We start from the raw sequence: 24,511 nt of genomic DNA, 5'->3' as shown, positions 1-24,511 counted from the left end.
GACATGCCCGACCTGAAACTCGCCAAGCTACCGGATCGAAAGCCCGTCAAGCTGGCCATCCTCATCACGCCCGACCTGCACCAGCGGCTGCAGGACTATGCTGCGCTATATGCCGAAACTTATGGGCAGAAGGAGGCGGTGACCGATTTGATCCCGGCCATGCTCGCGTCCTTCCTCGATAGCGACCGTAGTTTTGCAAGGGTGCGGGGAGCAGGCCGATGACACGCGCGACGGGCTGGAGTGCTTCCTTTACAGCACCTTCTATGTCTTCGCGCGGGCCAGCGCAGAGTCTTTCGACGCGGTGATATGTTTCCATATCTTTTGACGAATTTTTGGTACCTAAACGGACCAAACTCCGTTGACGCGAAGGATCAATTATGATCTCTATACATATCATTGAGCGCAATTATGATATGTTTTAGGATCATTGTGGAAGCGTCTTCAACATTCCTGCAGGAAATGGGGCAGCGATTGCGTGAAGTCAGGCGGACTGCCGGACTGACGCAGGAACAGGTCGCCGATTTGGCTGGCATCTCGCGGCCTCGCTACCGGGATATCGAAACTGGGGTTGCCGCTGCCCGAGCTACGACGCTGATGAATGTTGCGCGTGCTCTTGGGCTTGAGGTGATGCTGGTGCCACAGGCGATGGTCCCCGCTGTCCGCGCATTGCTGCAGCCTCAGCACGACGACGACCTGCCTGCTTTCGTTCCCCAGGAGGATTGAAGGTGACGCAGGTTCCGCAGACCACCCAGTCGCTGGACGTCTTTCTGAACGCGATGAAGGTTGGTGTAATCGTCCGGACGCCGGGCGACTTTAACGCGTTTAGTTTTGATCCCGCCTATCGGGCTATCGGCGGATTCCCGGTCCTCAGCCTGTCTTTCCGGGCGGCGGCAGGGGGGCTGCGGAAGGATCCGAAGCCCTTGGCCGGTGCGCTGCCTGCCTTCTTCGCGAATCTGCTTCCCGAGGACAAACTGCGGGATGCGATGGAAAGGCATCATACCGGGGTTGTCCGCCCGGGCAATGATTTCGACCTTCTGGCGGCCCTCGGCACCGACCTCCCGGGCGCGGTTCGGGTAATCCCCAGCGAAGGCTCCAACGACGCACGTCCGGAGGCCGTAGAGAACGAGCCCAAGGCGCGCTTTTCGCTTGCCGGCGTGCAGATGAAGCTGTCGGTGATGAAGAACACCGGCAAGGGAGGCGGCCTGACCATCCCGCTCGAAGATGGGCAGGGCCAGTATATTGCCAAGTTCCCGTCGACCGCATTTCCGGGCGTCTCCGAAAACGAGTTCGCCAACCTGGCGTTGGCGGCAGCCATCGGCATGGACGTGCCAGCGCGCGAACTGGTCGACAAATCGGATTTCGACGGGATCCCGGAAGACTTCGATACCATGGCCGAGGGCAAGGTCCTGCTGATCCGGCGCTTCGACCGTGCGCCATCGGGCGAAAGGATCCACATCGAGGATTTCGCCCAGGTGTTCGGTGCCTATCCGTCGCGGAAATACGATGCCGCGGCCTATCACGATATCGCCGCGGCCTTAGGTGTAGCGATCTCTCCGCCGGCCGCGCTCGAATTCGTCCGCCGGCTGGTCCTGGCCGTGATCACCGGCAATGGCGATATGCATCTTAAGAACTGGTCGCTCATCTATCCCGGAGACGGCAACCTTCCCGCGCTGGCGCCAATCTACGACGTGCTGTCGACCGTCCCTTATATTCCAGCGGACACTCTGGCGCTGTCGCTCGGTGGCGAACGTTCGTTCAAGGCGTTGACGGCAGATCGCTGGAAGGTCTTCGCAAATCGCGCGCGCCTCCCCGAACCGGCGGTTCTCGAAGCCGTGGTGGAGACGGTGGCTCGCGTCCATGCGCACTGGTGGAAGTTGCCGGAGCGTGAGGTTGTTCCGTTGACCGTCCTTGAGCGCATCGATGCGCATGTCAGGGCGATGACCCCGATCCTCGAGGGATACGGCAAGCGCTGATCCACTTCGCCCGGCATGCGATGCGATCAGGCGACCGGCGCCGCTTAGAAATCGCTATGCCGGAACATGTATGACCGGCGCTGAATAATTGACCCTGATCGCCCGAAAAGCGTGCCGCGAATCACGTCCAAAAAGTACCAAAAGGGTTCAAGGGGCGAGGGTTCGTGTCCGGGTTTCGGACCGAAATTGTTGGTGGGCCACCAGTGGGCCACGGCATTTTGAGGGCGCAAAAAATGGCCGTTTTCTGAGGTTTTTGGAGGTCAGATGTGACTCCGGCCAGGGCACCAGTACATATTGAGAACATTGTGGAAATCTGCGGAAAGCTGCGATAAAATCGCGGTTGACAGTCCCGTGTTTTCTCATTTTGGGGCCACGGATCTCAGGCCCTGGAAGAACTGACGATTTTCTGCGGGTTTCAGCGTTAGATATGAGTCCTGTAAGCCCAAAGCATCTAACAAGCCATCGCCTCAGGAAAAGGCAGGATAGTCGCCCCGTTGCGCAGGCTATCCAGCAGGTCCGACCACCACTGTGCCATGGCCACGCGTTCCTTCCAGTGTCTGCCGCGATGGTAAGCCGCGCGGACCCTGTCGCTGTCGCCGTGCGCCAACGCGCGTTCGATGGCGTCGTAGGACCATTTGCCGGATTCGTTCAGCAAGGTGCTCGCCATCGCCCGGAAGCCGTGTGCCGTCATCTCGTCGCTGGAGTATCCGAGACGGCGAAGTGCAGCGTTGAGGGTGTTGTCCGACATCGGTCGCGTGCGAGATCGCATCGATGGGAAGACATAGCCATTGGACCCGGTGATCGAGCGGATCTCAAGCAGGATGGCGATCGACTGAGTCGAGAGTGGGACATGATGTGGCTTGCGCATCTTCATCTTCTCGGCCGGGATGGTCCACACGGCGGCGTCCAAGTCGATCTCCTCCCACCGGGCATGGCGCAATTCCCCAGGGCGGACGAACACATGGGGCGCTAGCTGCAGTGCCCATTTGGTCATTCCTTGGCCTTCGTAGCTGTCAATGGCGCGCAGCAGTTTGCCGACATCCTTCGCTTCGGTAACTGCGCCATAATGTGTGACGGTCGGCGTCAACAGCGCGCCACGCAGGTCCCGTGTCGGATCGGACTTCAATCGGGCAGTGGCGATCGCGTAGCGAAACACGGCGCTCGCCAACTGGAGGGTGCGCCGTGCGGTCTCCAGCTTGCCGCGCTTCTCGATCTTCCGGATCGCGGCGAGCGCATCGATTGGCTCGATCTCGTGAATCGGCATCTTGCCGATTGAGTTGTCGAGCAGGCTGAGGAGATATTCGCTGCGTGACGCGGTTGCAGGAGCCCATGCCCGGTCACCGTCCCGCCGCCTCTTTGAGCAGTATTCATTGGCGACTCGGGTGAAGGTAATATCCGCAAGCGCTTCCCTCCGGAGTTTCTCGCGATGGCGCTCCAGAGCGGGGTCTTTCCCTTCTGCCAGAAGTTCGCGGGCGTCGTCGCGCAGATTGCGCGCGTCGCGCAGGCCAACCTCGGGGTAGGAGCCGAGACTGAGCTTTTTTTCGACGCCGTGACGCTTGTACTTCATGCGCCAAAGACGGGAGCCGGACGGCGACACGAGCAGAAACAGGCCTAGCTCGTCGTACAGCTTGTAGGCCTTGTCGCGAGTCTTGGCCTTCCGAATTGCGATGTCGCTCAGAGCCATGGTTGGGGCCTTTCGTAGCGAGGGCCCGAACGGGTGGGGCCTCATGCCAAATTTGAGGCCCGTAAACCTGCAAAAAAGGCCCCACTTGGCATTGCGCTTTGATGGAACCAGACGAGCGATCACGAACCGGACGACCAAAAAATACCGCAGATTTCTGCGGCTTACAAAGCCGTATGGGATTTCCTGAGATCGAAAAATGGTGCCGGTTGCAGGAATCGAACCCGCGACCTTCGGTTTACAAAACCGCTGCTCTACCAGCTGAGCTAAACCGGCGATGGCCTGTTCCGCGATGCGGAGCAGGATGCGCATCTGAGCGGTTTGGGGCGGCGGGTCAAGCGGGAACGGTACAGTGCAGCCTTTGAAGAAAAGCGGTCCGCCAGCACAGGCTGACGGACCGCTTTGGAGGCATCATCCCCCTTCCCCGGCATGGCCGGGAAGGGGGATGATGCTTACATGCGGAAGCTTACGCTCGCTGCAAAGATACGGCCGTTCTTGTAGAAGGCCGTAGGCGCACGACGGTCCCCGCTGTACTGGTAGTAGGTCTCGTCGAGCAGGTTCTGCGCGTTTACGCTGACCGACACCTGCGGCGTCAGCTGATAGCTCGCCGAGAAGTCGAGCTGGCTGTACGGCGCTACCATGTCGATCGAGTTCAGGCGGCCGATCGTCCGGAAGTAGGACGAACGATAGTTGTAGCTCAGGCGCGCCTGGATCGGACCCTTTTCGAAGTACGGGATCACGTTGACGGTGTGGCGCGACAGGTACGGCATATTCAGCCCGTTGTCGGTCGACGCATCGGCATAGCTATAGTTCGCCTGCAGACCGAACCCGCCCCAGATTTCGGCCTGGCCAGCGACGAGAACGCCGTTGACCTTGGCATTGCCGCCATTGATCGGACGCGACACGCCGTAGGACGCGAAGCGCTGCGTAAGGCTGTTGAACAGCTGTACGCCTTCCTGGCGGGTGTTGATGATGTACGAGCCAATCTCACGTCGGAAGAGTTCGAGTGAGAGAACGGCGCCCGGACGCGGATAATATTCGGCCGAGATTTCGTAGTTGGTCGACTCGTAGGGCTTCAGGTCCGGGTTACCGCCGCCCGCATCAAGCGTGACGTCGTTCTGGCTGAACGAGCCGGCTAGATCGCTGAATCGCGGACGTGCGATGACCTTGGCGACGGCCCCGCGCACCAACACGTCCGGCCGCACCGAATAGGCGATGTTGAACGACGGTAGGAACTTCACATAGTCGTGCGCGACCGAGCTGGGTACGAAGATCGGATTGCCGCCCTGGTTAACCTGGCTCGTCGACTTGGAAATCTGCTGCGTATAGACTAGGCGTCCGCCGATATTGCCGCGGAAGCCACCCTGTTCGAAATCGAGCTGGACATAGCCGGCCGCAGTGCTCTCCGAGACGTAATAGGTCGAGGTCGGCTTGGCGACGGGGATCGTGATCGAATTGTTGAGGATGTCGATCACCGACTGGCGCGGAATATTCAAGAACACGTTGCCGCTGCCGGTCGAGTTGAGACCGTTGAAGACATTATCCGGCGTCACCGAGGTGGGCACTCCGAGATCAGCGATCGTGTAGGGGCTGGCGCGATACGTATTGCTGCCGCCCGCGTCCTGGCGATTGATGTGATGGACGTACTTCAGGCCACCGCGCAACTTGCTAAAGAAGGCGATATCGACAGGGAATTCCATGTCGAGGTTGCCGTACATATCTTCGTCGGTCGTCTTACTGATGTCGACGCCGCCGCTGCGTGCTGCCACCAGTTGCTTGCCGTTGACCATGATCGGCACGCCGTCGATCGTCTGGGGCTCGACGTTGTTGCTGTTGAAGTAATTTGCCGGGTTCTTCAGGTCGCCGGTGAAGTCGACCTTGGCGCTGTTGCCCGTGAAGGCATAGCTGTAGGGCAGGCCGACCTGGGTATCGAAGAGATATTCCGGCGTCTTGCCGCCGGTCGCCTTGCTCCAGCCGCCGCCGACGGTGATCTTGCCGCCATCGGGAGCGGTCCATTCGAACACGCCGTTATAGTTGTCGGTCTTCAGCTTGGTGCTGCGGACCAGCGTGTCGAGCTGGGCATTCTGGGTGACGTTGCGGTCGGCGGCGCCGAACGATCCGGCGGTAACGAGGCCGCGATCGATCGTGAGCGACTGGACCAGCGCACCCGACCATGCACCGGGTATCACGTACAGCGACTGGCTGTAGTTGTTGTAGTTGCCGTCGATGCGCAGGCCATTGATGCTGATGCGCGTGCTGGGCGTCGGCTTGTACTCCACCGCGCCGAACAGGCTGGTGCGCTCACGCTCCTGTTGGAAGAAGGCGTGGTTAATACCGAAGGGATAACGTGCAGCGAGCAAATCCTGGCGAGTGCCGCCGTTGATCGTCGCGTTCGGGTTCTTGAGCAGCGGCTGGCCGCTCGTATCATTCAGGACGTTGCCGTTGGAGTCGGTCTGGAAGAAGTCCTTGCCGGACGAATAGCCGAAGAATTCCACGCCGCCGCGGACAAGGTTTTGCTTGTCGTACGTGCCAGCAACGAGGATGCCGAATGTCTCGGAATCATTCTTCCAGCTGTAAAGACCCGAACCGCGGACATTGCCCTTCTCGGCGCGATCATTGTACGAATAGCCGACCGAGCCGAACAGCGTGTTGGGCTTCAGGTCGAGCGGGCGGCGGGTACGGACGATGACGCTGCCGCCGATGCTGCCGTCTTCCAGACGCGCTTCAGGTGACTTGTACACTTCGAGGCGCTCAACCAGTTCGGGCGCGAGCAGCGAATAGTTGAAGGTGCGGCTGCTGGGATCGTTGTCGTTGCCGCCCCAATCGGCTGAGGCGACGCCGTGGCCATCGAGCAGCATGCGGTTGAGTGCCGGATCGGTACCGTGGATCGCGACCTTTTCGCCTTCACCAAAGCGACGATCGATGCTGACGCCCGGGATGTGCGAAAGCGATTCCGCGACATTGCGGTCCGGGAACTTGCCGATGTCTTCGGAAGAAATGACGTCGACAACCGCATTGGCGTTACGCTTCACTTCGATCGCACGACGAAGGCTGCCGCGGATGCCGGTGACGACGATCTCGTCGCCGCTGGTCGCGGCCGGCGCGTCATTCTGTGCTGCTGCGGTGGACGCTTCCTGGGCGAACGCCGGAGTTGAAGCTGCAAAAGCAGCGACGAGCAGGGCTGCGACGCAGGAGGACCCCTTCAAGTTGACTAGTTTCGTATGCATGTCTTTTACGATTCCCTTTTTTCTAGATTATCTCGCGCTGGCGGTTGCCTGCCCCAGGCTTTGCGCAGCGTGAACTGTTGTTTGTCCCCCAAGATCGGTAACCGCATAGGTAAAGCCAGGCTGGAGCGAATAGGCGCCCACGCGGCCGTTACGGTCGATGGCAAGGAAGCCGACTTGGGCGTCCTTCACGGCATCCCCGCGCAATTTCGCGATATGGAGAACGGCTTCGCGGCAGGCTGCCATCGGCGACATGCCGGCGCGCATCGAGGATACGACGCGTGCCGATCCCGCAATGCGCGTCACCTCTTCGCCCACGCCGGTCGCCGTCGCGGCGCCCACCCCGGGCTCGACCATCAGCCCGCTGCCGGCCTGTGGTGAATCGCCCAGCCGGCCGCGCAGCTTGAAGGCCATGCCCGATGTCGTACAGGCTCCCGCCAGCCGGCCGCTTGCGTCGCACGCGACGATGCCGATCGTGTCATGATCGAGGGCCGAGCCGCGTTGGTTCTCGATATTGGCGATAGGCGTATATTTCGCCGTCTTTAGCCATTCGCGCCACGCCGCTTCCGCCTCCGGGGTGAGCAGGCGGGTCGTCGGGAATCCTTGCGCGATCGCAAACTGGCGAGCGCCTTCGCCGACCAGGAACGTGTGCGGCGTTTTTTCCATTACTCGCCGCGCGACCGAGATGGGGTGGAGGATATCTTCCAGCGCCCCGACGGCACCGACATTGCCGCGATCGTCCATGATGATCGCATCGAGCGTGACATGCCCCTCGCGATCGGGATAGCCGCCCAGGCCGACCGAATGGTTCGACGCATCCGCCTCCGGTACCCATGCACCGGCTTCGACCGCATCGAGTAGCGATCCGCTCTTTTTCCAGGCGGAGTAGGCTGCGGCATTCGCCGCAGCGCCAAAGTCCCATGTTGAAACAATCAATGCGCGAGGCGCCTCAGTGCCTGCGAAGGAAGTGCCCGCTGGAATCGCCGCCGCACCTGCCAAGCCTAATTTCAATGCTTTGCGCCTGTCTAGGCCCATCGATGCATCCCCGCGCGGCGCCGCTGCGCCGCTCTCCTTGGTTGAGGCGGTCCGTCATATGTCTGTCACCGCATGGAAGGGATGCTGTCATAGGTCCTATCCGGATACAATACCAAATAAAGAAATTGGTTTTATATATGGCAGTGTACCGTCAAACCTCGGGACGTTTTCCGAACGGTTGTTGCCGAAACGCAACGCGCCGGCGCCACGGGGTGGCGCCGGCGCGTCGGCGGTTGGTGTCGAACCGGCGCTCAGCGAGGCGCGGTGAAGCCACCGATCTCCGCAATGGCGAGCCTGGGTTCGGGAAGGGCCGGTTCGGCGAACCGAAGGCGCAGATAGCGGGCTGGACGCGGCTGCGCGAACGCGATGCGCTGCGTCGAAAGCGCGTAGGCGATGTTGCCGAACTCGCCGCTGGCGGCGGGCTGCCAGGAACTGCCGTCCATGCTGGTTTCTGCTTCATAGCCTTTGGGCGGGGCGGCATTGGTCATCACATGGCGCGACGGGGTGAGGCTGAAACCTGCCAGCGCGGTATCCTTGCCCAAATCGATGGTCACCTCCACCGGCGCGCCGGCTGTCGGTGCCGGAACCGTCCAGATTGTGCCCGGATCGCGGTCGAGCAGCTTTTCTGCGCCCGGCGCAGCTGCCCCAGCGATCTTCCATTCGCGCGTATCGATCACCGTCGGGTCGGAAGAGACGATCGGGGCGACCGAGACCGGCGCAACGGAGCGGAACAGCGAGAACTCACTGATCGCCGGGCAGGCCGGCGCGTCCAGGATGCGCAGGCGCACGCGGCGGGGCGCGATCGGATGTGCAAGTCGGATCACCCGCTGGGCGGAGATGCACTGCTTTTCCGCCAACTGCTGCCAGGCGCCGTCGATCTCCGCATCCACCGCGAAGCGGGTGACCCGCACGCCGAGAGGCAGATATTCGCGCAGCCGGATCACGTCGAAGCGGGTGCCGGGCTTGAGATCGAGCGTGAGGATCGGCGTGGTCGTACCGTCCGGCGTCGACCAATAGGTTTCGCGATCACCATCGAGCACGCGGGCCGCCTCGAAGCCGGGTCCGCGCACGGCACTGGCATGCGCGACTGCGCCCTTGGCGAGATCCCGTGCGAAGGTTGCGCGAATCGCGTCGCCATAGCTTTTGAGTATCTTCACATCCTGATCGGCGATGCGGCCGCGGCGATCGGGTGGGAGGTTCAGATTGAGATTGGTGCCGCGGCCGACGGATTCGTCATATAGCTGGATCAGCCGCTCCGGGCTCTTCACCCGTGAATCCTCGTCGGCGTGATAGAACCAGCCCGGCCGTATCGAGACGTCTGTCTCCGCCGGCCACCAAAGCGCGCCGCCGCGCACGCCTGAATTGCCTTCGCTCTGGACATAGGGGTGGTTAGGCATGGTCGGCCAGCAGGGATCGCCCGCCACGCCGTCCTCATTGCCAACCCAGCGGATATCTGCACCGAGCGGATCGAAGGTGCAGGCTTCGGGCTGGAGCTTGTGGACCAGCGCCACGATCGACGGCCAGTTGTAATAGGCCGGGGCATCGATTTTCCGGGTTTCGCGCGCGCCGCCATAATAGCCGTCGCCGCCATTGGCGCCGTCGAACCACACTTCGAACAGCTTGCCGTAGCGTGTGCACAGTTCGGTCAGCTGCGCGCGGTAATAGGGGATGTAGCCCGGACGGCCATATTCCGGGTGGTTGCGATCCCAGGGCGAAAGATAGACGCCGAAGGGCAGGCCGGCGCGGGCGCAGGCATCGGACATCTCGCGGACGATGTCGCCCTGGCCGTTCTTGTAGGGGCTGTTGCGGATGCAATGTTCGGTCAGCGTCGTCGGCCAGAGGCAGAAGCCGTCATGGTGTTTGCAGACCATAATAAGACCTTTCAAGCCGCCAGCCTTGGCTGCAGCAACGATCTGGTCGGCGTTGAAATCGCTGGGATTGAAGGTCTTGGGATCTTCATCGCCATAGCCCCATTCCTTGTCGGTGAAGGTGTTCATCGAGAAATGGATGAAGGCATATTGCTCGCGCTGGTGCCATTTCCACTGGCGGGCGGAGGGGGTGGCGCCAAACGGCTTGGGCGCCGTGGCCTTGGTGGCGTCGGTCGCCGCATGGGCAAGCGCCGGCGTGGCGAGGCCGGCAGCGACGAGCGCGCGGCGGGAGAGGTTGGTCATTTGCGTCTTTCTCCGGAAAGGGGTTCGGGGATGAGCCAGGTCTCGGCGACCTGATGGCCACGGCCGCTGCCGCCCATGCCGGCGGGCCGCGTCCAGGCGAGATCGAGGGTGCCGCGGCGGGTCGCCGCCTGCGGGATTTCGAGCTCCACGGTCATCGGGTTGCTCGATCGATTCAGGGGCGGATGCAGTTCGATGCGCCCATTGGCGACGAGGCGCATCGGTAGCCAATAGTCCTCGCCGGCATAGGTGGCGATCAGGCGATAGCGGCGTCGGGGATCGAGGCCTGTATAATGGAGCCGCAGCGGGGCATCGTAGAGACTCTCGGCATAGCTGATCCACGCCATCCGCCAGCCATCCTCCGGCGTGCGATCGGCGATGCCTTCCACCGCGCCATGGAAACGCAGCGGATCGGCGCCCACGCGGCTGCCACGCACGAGGTGCGGCGCGTTCCAGGGATCGCCCAGATCGTCATAGAGCGCGCCTTCCCGGATGCGGGCGTGGTCCGCGAGTTGGGCCGGCGCGCGGGTAGCGAGCTGACGTTCGATCCAGACGCGGTCGTTGAGATCGACATCGACCCGATCAAGATTCGCACCGCGTTCGACATTGGCGGCGCCGTAGCGCTTCACGCTAAGCTGCAGCCGCGCGCCCTGCCACAGCCGCTCGGCGAGCGCGAACAGCCGGGTGCGGAGCGCCGGTACCGGTGCGGGATCGGGTTCGGCAAGCTGTACGCGCGCCGCGGCGGCATCGGGGACGGCGAGGGCGGCGGCTTCGCGAGCGCGGGCCGCGATCAGGCGATGGCGGACGATGGCGTCATAGACGGCGCGGTAGCGGAGAGCGTCGATGCGCCAATCGGTCCATGGGGCAGGCGTGAGGCCATCGATCATCGCCAGCGTCGCGTCGATGCCGGTATTGGTGGCGGGATCACCGCTCCAATTGCCTTCCAATGCGAACAAGGCGTTGGCCGCGCCCGCATCGCCGATGAAGCTGTCAGCATATTCGCGCGCGAAGGCCTCGGGGGTTACCCGCGGGTCCCAGCCCATACGGAACCAGAGGAACTGGTTCACATCGTCGTTGACGCCTTCCGAATAGGTGACGAAGCCGCTGCTGCCGGGATCGAGATGCCGGAAGAGCACCGCCATCGCCCGTGGACGCGGATTGATCGGCTCACGCCCCTCGGTGAGGGCAAAAGCCGGGCTCCAGCGATCGACCGGCACCTGCGCGTGCATGGTATGGGCGATATCCGGGTAAAGCAGCAGCCGGTATCCGGCGGGCAGATGCCGCCGCTGTACGGCCACCGGATCGCGGGTTTGCGGTCCGGCGAAGATGCCGCTCAGCCAGCGCGGTCGGCGGGCGAGCTGGGCATAGAAGGCATCGAGCCCCGCGGCGTCGAAGCCCTGGGTCGAGATCCAAACGGTAGCCGCCGGATTGGAGGTGCGCAGAGCGGCCGCTTCCTCCGCAACGAGGGGGAAAAGGTTGGCGGGGGCGGCATGGCCGGGGTCGCCGCCCGGCACGTATAGGGCATCGACCTTTGGCAACTGGCCTAGCAGTGTGCGGAAGCGCTCGACTTCCTGGTCTCGCTCGGTTTGTGTCGCATAGTCGTGGAGGTTCGGGTAATAGAGCGCGAAGTCCAGTCCCAGCCGGTGCGTAATTTCACCGATGCCGCGCAGCGTTTCTAGCGGCGGGGCGGGAAAGAGCGGGCTGGTGGCATCGTCGTCCGAAACCGGCGCGATTACCTGTACGCCGCTGGCGCCCCAAAGCGCGAAATCCTCGATCCGGCGGCGGAACATCGCCAGCGTCCAGGCATCGTAACTGTTATTCTTGGCGCGATAGCCGATCTGGGTGAGCCGCATCTGCCGCGCTGGTGCGCTGTCATAGCGCAGCGGCCGTTTACCGGTGCGCAGATACCAGCCGGCGCCATAGACCAGCCCACGCGTGCCTTGCGCGGTGATCACCAGCGTGTCGCCGATCCGGCGGATGGCGAAACCTTCCGCGGGCAGCGTGCGCGGCGCCACCTTCCGCCAGGCGATGCGCTGCGGGGCAGGCAGCGCGGCTTCGACTGCGGCAAGCGGTGCGAGGAGCACCGGCGCGCAGGGCGCCCGCCGCGCTTCCAACCGTGTGCGCAGCAGTTCCGCGGCGACGTCGCCGCCGGCGCCGGCGGCGACGCAGGGCGCCGTCGTCAGAAGCGCGGCGGCGAGCAGCATCAGCCGGGCGTGCGGCCGTTGGACGGCGGCCGATCGGCGAGCGCGCGACCGAAGGCGGGGTTCGGCTTACTCGACATGGTGAAGCGCAGCGTGCCGCCCTTCACGAGATCGGCATGAGCAATCCAGCTCTTGCGCCAAGGCTTGCCGTTCCAGGTGACGGCCGCGACATAGGGAGTGTCGGCGCGGTTGCCCGGTGCTTCCACGACCAGCCGCTTGCCGTTGCCGACCGTCACTTCGGCCCGCTCGAACAGCGGCGAGCCGAACACATAGACGGCTTCCACCGGATCCACCGGATAGAAGCCGAGCGCCGAGAACACGAACCAGGCGCTCATCTGGCCGCAATCGTCGTTGCCGATGATTCCGTCCGGATCGTTCTTGTACATTTCCGTGCACAGTCGGCGGACCATCGCCTGGGTCTTCCACGGCGCGCCAACATAGGCGTAGAGATAGGGAGCGTGCTGATCGGGCTCGTTGCCGTGCGCGTACTGGCCCACCAATCCGGAAATGTCCGGCGGCGCATTGGCGGGCAGGGTGGAGGGGGCGTTGAACAAGGCGTCGAGCTTCGCCTCGAATTTCGCATCTCCACCCATATGCTGGATAAGCCCGTAAACATCGTGCTGGTTGAGGAAGGTCGCCTGCCAGCCATTGGCTTCGGTATAATCGCGCCACCAAGGCTTGGGCATGTGGCCCAGTTGGATGGGATCATAGGGGGTCCACCAGCTCCCGTCGCTGAAGCGCGGGCGGGCGAAACCGATGCTGCCATCGATCACGTTGCGCCAGTTGGCCGAGCGCTTGCGTAGCCGCGCCGCGTCACTCTTCTCGCCGATGGCGGTCGCGATGTGGGAGGATGCCCAATCGTCATACGCATATTCCTGGGTGCGGCTGACGCTTTCGAACCACTTGTCCGCAGGCACATAGCCCATGCGATCATAAAGATCGCGGCCCTTGCTGTTATCGAGATCCTTGGCGGTGAAATCGAAGCTGCGGCGGCGGATCGCCGGCCATGCGGCGGCGTAATCGGCCTGTATGCCCTTGGCTTGCGCCTCGGCGAGCGGGACGACGCCGTGCCAGCCGATCATTGTGCCGGTTTCCTTGCCCTGGAGCGGCCAGACGAGCGGGCCGAAGGGGGATTGCGCGGTCTGGCGGATCAGATCGTCGACCAGGGACTTGGTGCGATCCGGTGCGATCAGGGTGAGCAGCGGATGCAGCGCGCGATAGGTGTCCCACAACGAATAGGTGCTGTAGGCCGCACCGCCCTTGGGCACCGTATGGACCTGCCCGTCCATGCCGAGATAGCGGCCGTCCACGTCCGAGAAGAGCGTCGGTGCCAAATGGGCATGGTAGAGTGACGTGGCGAGGATCGTGCGCTGATCTTCGGTGCCGCCCGTGACGCGGACGGAATCAAGCACCGCGTGCCAACGGGCGCCAGCATCGCGGCGGGTGGCATCAAAATCCCAGTGTTTCGCTTCGGCACCGAGATTGGCGCGGGCGCCGCCTATATCGACACCCGAGATACCGCAACGGAGCAGGATCGGCGCCTTTCCGGCATCCGCATAGTGGAGCACGGCCTTTAGTCTCCGACCGGTGACTTTCTGGCTGCCGGCAGGCTGCTCGGCATCATCATCGGCGTAGAAGGTGATGCGGTTGGGGTGGGGGGAGAGCTGGAGCGCGAAGAAGATTGTGCGCCCCTTTGCCCAGCGGAAGACTTGTCTCCGGCCGGTGATCGTGCCGTCCGGTTCCACTTCGATCACCGCGTCGCCGATCAGCGGGGGATTGTCCGAACTGTCGAGGATCAGGTGGGACAGATCGAGCAACAAATGACCTTCCCCGGCGGGGAAGGTGTATCGATGCCAGCCGGTGCGTTCGGTGACGGTGAGTTCCGCCGTGACGCCGTTGTCCAGCGCGACATGATAATAGCCCGGCTCGGCACGCTCGTCACTATACCGTTGGCGATAGCCGGTTTCCGGCTTTTCGCGGGTGCCAGGTTGCAGCACCACCGGGCCGCGGGCGGGCACCACCAGCAGATCGAGCATGTCGCCAATGCCGGTGCCGGAAAGATGGGTGTGCGAGAAGCCGAGGATCGATCCGTCGCTATGATAATAGCCCGAACAGGTTTCCCAGCGCTCGACCCCCGTATCGGGGCTGAGCTGGACCATGCCGAACGGTAAGCTCGCGCCTGGATAGGTGTGGCCGGTGCCGGCGGTGCCGATGAACAGGTTCGGCGCCGTGCGGCGTGGGGCTTGTGCGAAGGCCAGACGGGGCGCTGCGGCAGTAGCGGCTATGCCGATGGCGCTGGTGGCGAGAAGGCGGCGACGAGAGAGCATCACAGGGTTTCCTGAAGGAGCTTGGGCTGGACGGCGGCGAGGTGGACAAGCAGTTCGCCGAACAGACCGTTGGCCCACGCGAACCAGTCACGGGTGAATTTGGAAGGGTCATCCTGATCCACAGCCTCGTGGATGAAGCCGGTGCCAGCATCACTACTGCTAAGCATTCGCATGATTGTGCGAAGCGTTGGGAGATCGCCGTCATAGGAGAAGCCGCGCATGATCAACGACATCGGCCAGACATGGCCAAGGCCGACATGGGGTCCGCCAATGCCTTCCACGACCTTACCGCGTGACCAGTAGGGATTTGCCTCGCTCCATGCCGCGGCTGCCGTGCGCTGCCACAGCGCATCGTTTCGATCGAAACAACGCAGATAGGCGAGGCTGGACAGCGAGGGGACGTTGGCGTCGTCCATGAACAAGGTGTTGCCAAAGCCATCGGCCTCGTAGGCGATTACTTCGCGTCCATCGCGAAGGCGCATCGTGCCATAGCTGCGCAGCGCCGCAGCGACTTCGTCGGCCAGCGCGGTGGCGTCATTCGCCAGCGCCGCGTCCTGCCGTACCGTGATTGCCAATACTGCCAGTTCGCGGAGCGTGGTGACGGCGAAGTAATTGGCCGGGATCAGAAACGGATAGACGCAGGCATCGTCGGAGGGGCGGAAGCCGGAGTGGATCAGCCCTACCGGCCGGGTCGGCGCACCATAGCCGTCGAGCATCAGCGTTTCGGTCGGCCGCTCGCTGCCGCGCTGGAAGCGATAGGGGCCAGGGCCGGTCTTGCGCTGCTGCTCGCGGAAGGTGCGGACGATCGCGCGGGCCGATTCGGCCCAGGTCGCGTCGAACGGTGCCGTGTCCCCCGTGGCCTTCCAATAATCATGGGCGAGGCGGATGGGATAGCAGAGGCTGTCGATCTCCCATTTCCGCTCGGCGACGCCAGGTTTCATCTCGGTCCTGTCGTGCAGCGCCCAGCCCAGCTGGGTGCGGGCGTTCGGGTCCTCCAGAAAGGCGTTGGCATAGGGATCGAGCAGGATGCAGCGGGCCTGACGAGCGATCAGACCGTGATAGAGGCGGCGGAGATCGGCATCGTCCTTCGCCAGATGCAGATACGGCCGCACCTGCGCCGAGCTGTCGCGCAGCCAAAGCGCATCGATGTCGCCGGTGATGACAAAGGCATCGGGCTTGCCATCGACCGTGCTCATTTTCACCGTGGTGTCGAGCGTGTTCGGATAGCAGTTGGCGAACATCCAGCGCAGCTTCGGATCGGCGATCTGCTTGGAAACCCGTAGGATTTCACGCTCGACTGCCTTGCTGACGAAGCGGCGGTCGGCGGGGGCGGGGCGCTTGCTGACGAAGGCGGGGGCGGGGCGCGCGAATGCAGGGGTTGTCGCGAGCGCGAGGCCGGAGCCGATCAGGGTACGGCGGTCGATCATTTCGGGAGTTCCTGTGCGTCGCCTGTCAGGGTGAAATCGGCCCATTGGCCGGGGCCGTCGCCAGGCTGGCCACCGCCGATCCAGACACGATAGCGACCCGGCAGCACGCGGCGGGTACCGTCGCGCGCCACGCTGCTGATGCTGCGCGGATCAAGGGTGAAGGACAGGCTGGTGGATTTGCCGGGCGCGAGGGACGTCCTCTGGAAGCCGGCGAGTTGGCGTTGCAGGACGGGGGTGGTGAAGCCGCCCGGTTTGCCGGCGTCCGGCGTCACGACATAGACCTGCGCGACTTCCTCACCCGCGCGATTGCCCGCATTGGTGAGCTTGGCAGCGACTTGTACCGGCTGGCCAATGCCCGCGGCTTTCACGGTCACGTCGCCATAGGCGAATTTGGTGTAGCTGAGGCCATGGCCGAAGCCCCAGAGCGGCTTGCCGGTGAAGAAGCGATAGGTGCGCTCCTTCATGCCGTAATCGACGAACGCCGGCAGGTCGTCGACCGAGGCGTAGAAGGTCAGCGGCAGGCGACCGGAGGGGTTGTTCTTGCCCGCCAGCGTCTCGGCGATCGCGGTGCCGCCTTCCTCGCCGGGATACCAGGCTTCGAGGATCGCGTCGGCGAGGCTGGGGTCCACCGCCACCGCACTGCCGCTGGTGAGGACGAGGACGAGCGGCTTGCCGGTCTTGCGCAGCGCCTTGAGCAGGTCGAGCTGCGGACGGGGCAGGGCGATGTCGGTCCGGTCGCCGCCGACGAAGCCGGGGATCGAGACGCTGAGCGCCTCGCCCTCGAGATCGGGCGAGAGGCCGAGCACGGCGACGATCGTGTCGGCGTTCTTGGCGGCTTCGAGCGCCTGGGCGAGCATCGGCTCGGCCGGGGGCTGCCACATCAGGCGGACGCCGAAATCCTCGCTGCGATGGTCGATCTCCATGCGGAAGGGCACCGGGCGGCCGTCGCTGGCGACCTTCACCGCGACGCGCGCCTTGCCGAGCGGGCCGTCGTGGAGGAGCTTGCCGTCCACCCATAGCCGCACCGCGTCGTGCGTGGTGCAATCCTTCCAGCAGGCGGGGATGTCGATCGCCAGCTCATACTCGCCCGCGCCCGGGGCGACGAACTCGCCGCTCCAGCGGACTGCGAAGCCGGAGGGATTCAGCCCCGGCAGCGGCGCGGCGCGGGTATAGTTGAAGTCGATGCGGCGGTCCTGCCGGGTGGCGACCGGCGTGCCGGTTACCGTCGGGCTGGCGAAATACTCGGCCTTGAGGCCCGGTTTGCCGTCCGCGCGGAACGCGGTTTCGGGCATGATCACCGCAGCCGCCTCAGCCAGCTGCGAGCCTTGCGCGTACACGACGCGATCGGCACCGAACTGTCGCCGGATGCCGTCGAGCGGGGTTACCGGATCCTTGGCGGTGCCGTGGTAATTGCCCTCCAGCACACCCAGATCATCGGCATTGGCGCCGATCACCGCGATGCGGCCGCCGGGGGTGAGGGGCAGTCGGTCGCCGTCATTCTTGAGCAGCACGATGGCCTTGCGCGCGGCCTCCAGCGCCAGCGCACGCTGGGCCGGGGTGCCGCGCTCGCTGGGCTTGATCCGGCTCCACGGATTGGCGCCGCCGAATGCGATGCCGAGCGCGCGGCGGGCCTCCAGCGCGCGCTTGAGCGCCACGTCGACTTCCGCCTCGCTGACCAGCCCGCGCTTCACCGCCTCGGGCAGCGCGGCATAGGTGGTGCCGCAGTTGAGATCCATGCCCGCTTTGATCGCGGCGGCCGAGGCTTCGGCGGCGTCGAGGCGGTAATGATGGAACAGATGGATGTTCGCCACCGCGTCGCAGTCCGAGACGGTGAGGCCGGTAAAGCCCCAGTCCTTGCGCAGCCGATCGTTGAGCAGCCCGCCCGAGGCACAGGCCGGCGTGCCGTGGATCGAATTATATGCGCACATCACCGACTGCGCCTTGCCCTCGGTCAGCGCGAGGCGGAAGGCGGGTGTATAGGTGGACTCCAGATCCTGCGGGCTGGGATCGACGTCGAAGCCGTCACGGCCGGCCTCGGGGCCGCTGTGCACCGCCAGATGCTTGGGCGTGGCGAGCACCTTGGGGTGCGCGGGGTCCGGGCCCTGCAGCCCCTGGATGAAGCCGATCGCGAGATGGCCGGTGAGGAACGGATCCTCGCCATAGGTTTCCTGGCCGCGGCCCCAGCGGGGATCGCGGAAGATGTTGATGTTGGGCGACCAGATCGTCAGCCCCTCATAGATCTTGCGATCGGCGGTCACCGGCCTCGCATTGAACTTGGCGCGCGCCTCGGTGGCGACGGTATCGCCCACCTTGTGAAGCAGGTCCACATCCCAGGTCGCGGCAAGGCCGATCGCCTGTGGGAACACCGTCGCATAGCCGTCGCGGGCGAGGCCGTGCAGCCCCTCGTTCCACCAGTCATAGGCGGGCAGGCCGATCACCGGATCGGCGGGCGCGGTGCTCTGGAGCTGCGCGGCCTTCTGCTCGATCGTCATCTTGGCAATGGCGTCGGCGACCGGATCGGGATCGCCGGCGAGCAGGAGCAGGGGGAGGAAGGGCATCAGCGGGGTCCCAGCGTACGAAGGGTGAGGGCGCGGGCGAGCGCGGCAGCATTCGCCTCGGAGGTGACGGTGAGGGTGCGGCTCTCGCCGGGCAGCAGATCGAAGCCATTGTCGCTCGGCTGCGCGACGGTGGTGCCGAAATCGAGCATCACCGCGCGGGCGAGCGCGCCGGCGGTGACGGTCACCTGCTTGCCCTGCCAGCGGGCCGACAGGCGCGGGGCGGGATAGGCCATGTCCTTGGGCAGGGACCGTTCGAGGATTGCGCGCGAGACCGGCTTGCCGTCGATCCACAGCTCGGCGACGGCATAGCTGTCGGCGGGTGCGGCGGTACCGAACAGATCGGCATCGGCGATCGTGGCGAGTTCGAGCGCGCCAGGCGACAGGTCGAATGTCGATGCCTTGGTGCCCAGCGGCTTGCCGTCCATGGTGTAGCCCTGCACGCGCCATTCGGCGGCGATCAACTGCGTCGCGTCCGACACGGCGGCGAGGCGGGTCGCGCCGTCCTTGTGCTCGGCGACGATCGCCTGGGGCGCAAACATCCGGCGCGCTTCATACTGGAGCAGCTTCCACTGGCCGTCATAGTCGATGCTCGCCCAGCTGATCGCCGGCCAGGCATCGTTGAGCTGCCAGAACAGCGAGCCCATGGTGATCGGCGCGCAGGCGCGGTGGTGGCGCGCGGCCATGCCGATCGCCTGCATCTGGTTCACCTGGGTGAGGTAGACGAGATCGGCGAAGTCGGTGGGCTTGCGCAGCCGCTGGTCGAGATAGAGCTGGAGGCGGCTATTGCCTTCGCCGGCCAGGAACTTCTGGTGCGCCTTGAGCACCGGGCTGTCGATCGCCAGCGGGCCGGTGCCCGCGAAACCGCGGATGGTGGACAGGTTCGGCATCGCCTGGAAGCCATATTCGGACATGAACCGCGCGCAGCCGTTCAGATAATTCTCGACCGGCTTGGAGCCGGACCAGACGTCCCAGAAATGGCGATCGCCGGTCGCGTCGGTATCGACCGGGCCGGTATAGTCGTTGGAGGGCGAGCCGGGCCAATAGGTGGTGCCGGGTGCTTCCTTCAGCACCGCGTCGCGCAGCGTGCGATCGAACAGCACGGCCATGCCCGCGCCGATCCGCTCCTGCGCGTCGGCGCCTACCGCCTTCTTGAAGGCCTTGCGATCGGACCAGTTTTCCCAGCCGGACAGAATCTCGTTGCCGCCGTTCCAGCCGATAATCGACGGATGCGGCTGGAGCCGGGCGACCTGCTCCTCGGCCTCGACGCGCACATTCTCGCGGAAGGCGGCGTCGGGCGGGGTGATCGAGCCGCCGAACATGAAGTCCTGCCACACCATCAGGCCGAGCTCGTCGGCGGCGGCGTAGAAGGCGTCGTCGAGATAATAGCCGCCGCCCCAGACGCGGATCATGTTCATGTTGGCGTCGCGCGCGTCGGCGACCATGCGGCGCATCCGGGCTTCGGACACGGCGTTGGGGAACATGTCGAACGGGATCAGGTTCGCGCCCTTGGCGAAGATCGGCAGCCCGTTGACGCGGAAACCGAAGCCGCCGCCCTGGGTGATCAGCTCGACCGTGCGCAGGCCGATGCGCTGCGCAACGCGGTCGCTGACGGCGCCGTCTTCCTCCAGCACCGCCTCGACCTTGTAGAGCGGCTGCGCGCCGTACCCGGCCGGCCACCAGAGCTGGGGCTTGGCCAGGGTGAGCGGCAGGCTGACGACGTTCTCGCCTGCGCCGAGAGTGAGTGTGCGCGCCGCCTCGACGGTCTGGCCGTCGGGGCCGGTGATGCGGGTGCGGACGGTGACCGCACGCGCGCGGTCGCCGAGCAGCTTCCAGCGCGCGACCAGCCGCGCCTCGGCGGGGTTGAGCGCTTCCTGGTCGACGCGGAAGCCGTCGATGCGGGCATCGTCCCAGGCTTCCAGCCGCACCGGCCGCCACAGGCCGATCTTGACCAGGCGCGGCGCCCAGTCCCAGCTGTAATCGTACTTGGGCTTGCGGATATAGGGCGAGGTCTGCTTGCCCTTGGGCTCGTCGCCGAAGGCGGAATCATATTCGCCGGGGAGCGGGAATTGCTCCGCCAGCACCATCGGCTGGAGCGTCCTGATCGGCGAGGCGATGGTGACGACGAGTTCGTTGGCGCCGGCCTTCAGCGCCTGCTTGGCGTCCACCCGCCAGCGGCGATGGGCGTTGTCGGTATCGAGCAGCTTCTGGCCGTTGAGCGTCACCGTGGCGAAGGTGTCGAGGCCGTCGAACACCAGGTCGAGATGGTCGCGCGCCAGCATCGCCGGGGTGATGGTGAGCGTGCGGCGGAACTGCCAGCGGGTAAGGCCCGCCCATTGGATCGGCGCTTCGTTGATGCCCTTATAGGGATCGGGCACGCGCTTCGCCGCGATCAAATCCTGCTGGACGCTGCCGGGCACCTTGGCGGGGAACCAGGCGGCTTCCTTCGGATGCGCCTTGGCCGCCTCGGCGTCGCTGGGGTCGATGCGCACTTCCCAGGTGCCGTCGAGCGAGACCGACTGGCGCGGATCGGCCCAGGCGGGGGTGGCGAGGGCGAGCAGGGGAAGCAGGGCGAGCGAACGCGCCTTCACTTGCCGGCCTCCGTCAGCACCACCTTCGCGACCGTGTAGAACGGGTCACTGAGCGGGGACGTGAACTGGAAGCACAGATCCTCGTCGCCCGCCAGCTTGGGCAGGCTGCCGGTGAAGCGGAACTGCTGCGGCGCCTGTGCCGGATCGGGCAGGGGGAAGGTGGCGACGACGATCGGCTGGATCGACGGATCCTTGGCGGCGGCGATGCAGCGCGCCCGGACGATCAGCTCGCCGTAGGTGCTGACATTGTAGTGCGCGCGCACCTTGTTGAAGTCGTGCGCGAGGCCGTAGTTGCGCGGCGTGCGGGCGACGTCGACGGTGAAGCCGGTCGCGATGTCGAGCGGCGCGGCCGGATACGCGGTGCAGGTGTCGAACAGGTTGACGTTGAACACCGGCGCATTCTCCTGCGCTTCGGAAGTGAGCGGCACGCGCAGGCCCAGCGCGCCCTTGGGGCAGGCCACCATGTCCGAACTGGTGCGGGTGAGCAGCGCGGTGCGGCTGGTGTCGAAGGCGCGCGGGGTCGCAGTGGCCACGCCTGCGGCGTCGAAGGCGGCGGCGGTGATCGTCGTGCCCGGCTTCAGCGTCAGCGGCGCCTTGTAGACCGGCGACTTGGCGGTCGGCTGCTTGCCGTCGAGCGTGTAGCGGATCGTGCCGAAGCCGGTCTGGGTGGCGAGCGCCACCTTGGCCTGGTTCGCCCGCAGCGCCTCGCCGCGGGTGCCCTGCAGCTTGTAGTCGACCGCAAAAGCGCTGTCGGCGACTTCCATGCCCGATCGGCGCCAGCGCGCGATCTGCGGCTGGACGCGGGTGACGAAGCTGGAAAAGTCGCGCTTGTCCTTGGCGGACCAGGTGATTTCCGCCACCGCGGCCGCGCGCGGGAACAGCATGTGCTGCACCTGGTAGGGCGTGATCAGATACTCGCTCCACGCATTGGCCTGCGCGCCGAGGACGTGGCTGGCCTTGGCGGCATCGATGCCCGCTGGCATCGGCTCATATTTGTACACGTCAGCGAGCGTCTGGATCGACAGGCGGCCCGGCGGTTCGTCGCGGCGATCGCTCTGCAGGCTGTCGAGATAGAGGGTAGGCGCGGGCGACAGGACCACGTCATGGCCCTGGTTCGCGGCTTCTACTGCGCCCTTCTCGCCGCGCCACGACATCACCGAGGCCGAAGGCGGCAGCCCGCCTTCGAGGATCTCGTCCCACCCGATCAGACGGCGGCCATGCTGTTCCAGATAGGCGCCGAACTGGTCGATCATCCAGCTCTGCAACCCGTTCTCGGTCTTGATCCCCAGCGCCTGCATCTGGGCCTGGACCTCCGGCGAGCGCTCCCACTGGTCCTTTACCGCCTCGTCACCGCCGAGATGGATATAGGTGCCCGGGAACACCGCCATCAGCTCGTCGAGCACTTGCCTAACGAAGGCGATGCCCTTGGGGCCGGGATTGAACAGGTACGGGTTCACGCCCCAGTCGTGCGAGACTTCCGGCCGATCGCCGAAGATGCCGAGCTCGGGATAGGCGGCGACCAGCGCCTGGGCATGGCCGGGCAGATCGATCTCCGGCACGATCGTCACGCCGCGCTCGGCGGCATAGGCGACCAGGGCCTTCAGCTGCTCCTGCGTGTAGAAGCCGCCGACCTTGGGGGCGGGCGCGCCGCCCGTGCTCGGCGGGGTGCGCCAGCCGCCGATCTCGGTCAGCTTCGGATAGCGCTTCACCTCGAAGCGCCAACCCTGGTCGTCGGTGAGGTGGAGGTGGAGCGTGTTGAGCTTCACCGAGGCCATCTGGTCGACCACGCCGTAGACGAACTCGATCGGCTGGAAATGGCGGGCAACGTCGAGCATCAGCCCGCGCCAGCCGAAGCGCGGCGCATCCTCGACGTTCAGCGCCGGCAGCTTCACCGCCTTGCCGAAGCCGTGGTCTGGGCTGAGCAGCTGGGCAAGCGTCATCGCACCATACAGGAGCCCATGATCGCCCGAGGCCGCGATGCGGACGCCCTTTGCGTCGACGGTCATACGATAGGCCTCGGCGCCCTGGACGCTCGCATCGCGCTCGAACCGGATCGCGCCGCTGGTGCCGGTCGCGCCCAGCGTCAGGCCGCGCTCCACCTTCACATGCGCGGCGAGCAGCTTCGCGGCATTGGCGGCGGCGGTATCACCGGCGGGCACGGCGATGCCGGTGCCGTTCGCCACGGTGAAGCTGCCCTTGCCCAGCTTCACGCTGGCGGGAAGCGGGGTGAGCGGCGGCACGGTCTGGGCGAAAGCGGTCGAGGACAGCAGCAGTGCCGCCCAGCCGGAATGCCTTGCCGTTTTCAGGATCGCGCGCATCGGAAACTCCCCTCTCTGCGGGCCGCCGAACGGGGCCCGGGCAAGGGTGTAACCAATTTAGATCCTATCGGACAATAGCCCAGCGCCGCCGGACATAGTTCCTTGCAATTAAACCTCTTGACCTAATCGCTTGAGGCTGATGGTATGGTCATACCAATTTAGATCCCGGGGATAACGTTTGCGCATCGCTGGGAGCCTGCTGGTAGCACCGCTGTTCCGGTTGGGTGCTGGTTTCAGGCAAGGGGGAGGGCGAATGACGTTTTCCGATCAGATCGGCCGGTTTCGTGAAGGAAATCCGTCGCCGCTCTATCTGCAACTGCAGCAGCTGATCCGTGACGCGATCAGCGGCAAGATATTGAGTCAGGGCGACGCGATTCCGCCGGAGCGCGATCTTGCCGTGGAATATGACGTTTCGCGCATCACCGTGCGCAAGGCCATCGGGGGCCTGGTCGAGGAAGGCCTGCTCACCCGCCGACGCGGTGCCGGCACCTTCGTCGCCGAGCGCGTCGAGAAGAGCTTCTCCAAGCTGTCGTCGTTCACCGAGGACATGGCCGCGCGCGGCCGCGCCGCCAGCAGCAGCTGGATCGCGCGCTCGGCAGGGCAGGTAACGCCCGAGGAAGCGATGGCGCTGGGCCTTTCGCCGGGTGCGGGCGTGCTCCGCTTCTCGCGCATTCGCTTCGCCGACGGCGAGCCGATGGCGCTCGAATTCTCTACGATCGCCGGCTACTGCCTCGCTTCGGTCGATGCGGTGGGGGATTCGCTCTATACCGCCCTGGAAGCTGCCGGAAACCGGCCGGTGCGCGCGCTCCAGCGACTACGCGCGGTGCCGTTCCTGGGCGAGCACGCCAAGATGCTCGGCGTCGACCCCGGCCATGCCGGCCTGCTGATCGAGCGCCGAGCCTTTCTGCGCGACGGCCGCCCGGCCGAAGTGACCCGCTCCTATTATCGGGGCGATGCCTATGATTTCGTGGCGGAACTCAGCGACGTCTGAGCCGCCCCTGCCTGCCTGAT

At 65.0% G+C, this 24,511-nt stretch carries 14 protein-coding genes and 1 tRNA gene; 4 read left to right on the top strand and 11 right to left on the bottom strand.

The window, feature by feature from the left end; genetic code table 11:
- Nucleotides 1-3: 3 nt before the first annotated feature.
- The 3 genes from DD559_RS09200 (at nucleotide 4) to DD559_RS09190 (ending at nucleotide 1,973) form a co-directional block, all read left to right on the top strand.
- Nucleotides 4-222, top strand: coding sequence for a DUF2274 domain-containing protein (locus DD559_RS09200; RefSeq protein WP_116468907.1), 219 nt, complete (start codon nucleotides 4-6; stop codon nucleotides 220-222).
- 174 nt (nucleotides 223-396) lie between these two features.
- Entirely contained in the window at nucleotides 397-723 is a 327-nt protein-coding gene (locus tag DD559_RS09195) for a helix-turn-helix domain-containing protein (protein WP_240610192.1), read from the top strand.
- Between the two features lie 2 nt (nucleotides 724-725).
- Complete coding sequence (locus DD559_RS09190) at nucleotides 726-1,973, top strand: type II toxin-antitoxin system HipA family toxin (protein ID WP_240610191.1); 1,248 nt, start codon at nucleotides 726-728, stop codon at nucleotides 1,971-1,973.
- A gap of 451 nt (nucleotides 1,974-2,424) precedes the next feature.
- Here the strand turns inward: DD559_RS09190 and DD559_RS09185 are convergent, their stop codons facing one another.
- From DD559_RS09185 to DD559_RS09135, 11 genes are all read right to left on the bottom strand, one after another.
- Nucleotides 2,425-3,657, bottom strand: coding sequence for a tyrosine-type recombinase/integrase (locus tag DD559_RS09185; protein WP_165831064.1), 1,233 nt, complete (start codon nucleotides 3,655-3,657; stop codon nucleotides 2,425-2,427).
- A gap of 197 nt (nucleotides 3,658-3,854) precedes the next feature.
- Nucleotides 3,855-3,930, bottom strand: a tRNA-Thr gene (locus DD559_RS09180).
- Between the two features lie 176 nt (nucleotides 3,931-4,106).
- On the bottom strand, nucleotides 4,107-6,881 hold the full coding sequence (locus DD559_RS09175) for a TonB-dependent receptor (protein WP_116468905.1): 2,775 nt from the start codon (nucleotides 6,879-6,881) through the stop codon (nucleotides 4,107-4,109).
- Nucleotides 6,882-6,908: 27 nt separating this feature from the next.
- A complete protein-coding gene (locus DD559_RS09170; protein ID WP_116468904.1) occupies nucleotides 6,909-7,913 on the bottom strand; it encodes a glycosylasparaginase in 1,005 nt (334 codons plus the stop codon).
- A gap of 251 nt (nucleotides 7,914-8,164) precedes the next feature.
- Complete coding sequence (locus DD559_RS09165; RefSeq protein ID WP_116468903.1) at nucleotides 8,165-10,084, bottom strand: alpha-L-fucosidase; 1,920 nt, start codon at nucleotides 10,082-10,084, stop codon at nucleotides 8,165-8,167.
- Complete coding sequence (locus tag DD559_RS09160; RefSeq protein WP_116468902.1) at nucleotides 10,081-12,285, bottom strand: beta-N-acetylhexosaminidase family protein; 2,205 nt, start codon at nucleotides 12,283-12,285, stop codon at nucleotides 10,081-10,083. The genes DD559_RS09165 and DD559_RS09160 overlap by 4 nt, the downstream gene beginning before the upstream one ends.
- A complete protein-coding gene (locus tag DD559_RS09155; protein WP_116468901.1) occupies nucleotides 12,285-14,609 on the bottom strand; it encodes a GH92 family glycosyl hydrolase in 2,325 nt (774 codons plus the stop codon). The genes DD559_RS09160 and DD559_RS09155 overlap by 1 nt, the downstream gene beginning before the upstream one ends.
- Entirely contained in the window at nucleotides 14,609-16,036 is a 1,428-nt protein-coding gene (locus tag DD559_RS09150) for a glycoside hydrolase family 125 protein (protein ID WP_116468900.1), read from the bottom strand. Before DD559_RS09150 ends, DD559_RS09155 begins: the two co-directional genes overlap by 1 nt.
- Entirely contained in the window at nucleotides 16,033-18,594 is a 2,562-nt protein-coding gene (locus DD559_RS09145; protein ID WP_116468899.1) for a glycoside hydrolase family 3 C-terminal domain-containing protein, read from the bottom strand. Before DD559_RS09145 ends, DD559_RS09150 begins: the two co-directional genes overlap by 4 nt.
- Nucleotides 18,594-21,182 (bottom strand): beta-mannosidase, encoded by a 2,589-nt coding sequence (locus tag DD559_RS09140; protein WP_116468898.1) that lies wholly within the window; start codon nucleotides 21,180-21,182, stop codon nucleotides 18,594-18,596. Before DD559_RS09140 ends, DD559_RS09145 begins: the two co-directional genes overlap by 1 nt.
- Nucleotides 21,179-23,500, bottom strand: a complete 2,322-nt coding sequence (locus DD559_RS09135; protein WP_116468897.1) for a beta-N-acetylhexosaminidase — start codon at nucleotides 23,498-23,500, stop codon at nucleotides 21,179-21,181. Before DD559_RS09135 ends, DD559_RS09140 begins: the two co-directional genes overlap by 4 nt.
- A gap of 253 nt (nucleotides 23,501-23,753) precedes the next feature.
- Here DD559_RS09135 and DD559_RS09130 point away from each other — a divergent pair, with 253 nt between their 5' ends.
- Complete coding sequence (locus tag DD559_RS09130) at nucleotides 23,754-24,491, top strand: GntR family transcriptional regulator (RefSeq protein WP_116468896.1); 738 nt, start codon at nucleotides 23,754-23,756, stop codon at nucleotides 24,489-24,491.
- Nucleotides 24,492-24,511 lie beyond the last annotated feature (20 nt).

Origin of the sequence: Sphingomonas pokkalii (genome assembly GCF_003096275.1) — a bacterium.
Lineage (GTDB): Bacteria > Pseudomonadota > Alphaproteobacteria > Sphingomonadales > Sphingomonadaceae > Sphingomonas > Sphingomonas pokkalii.
Note: the sequence above shows the minus strand (reverse complement) of the source record. Positions and strands in the feature narration are given on the sequence as shown.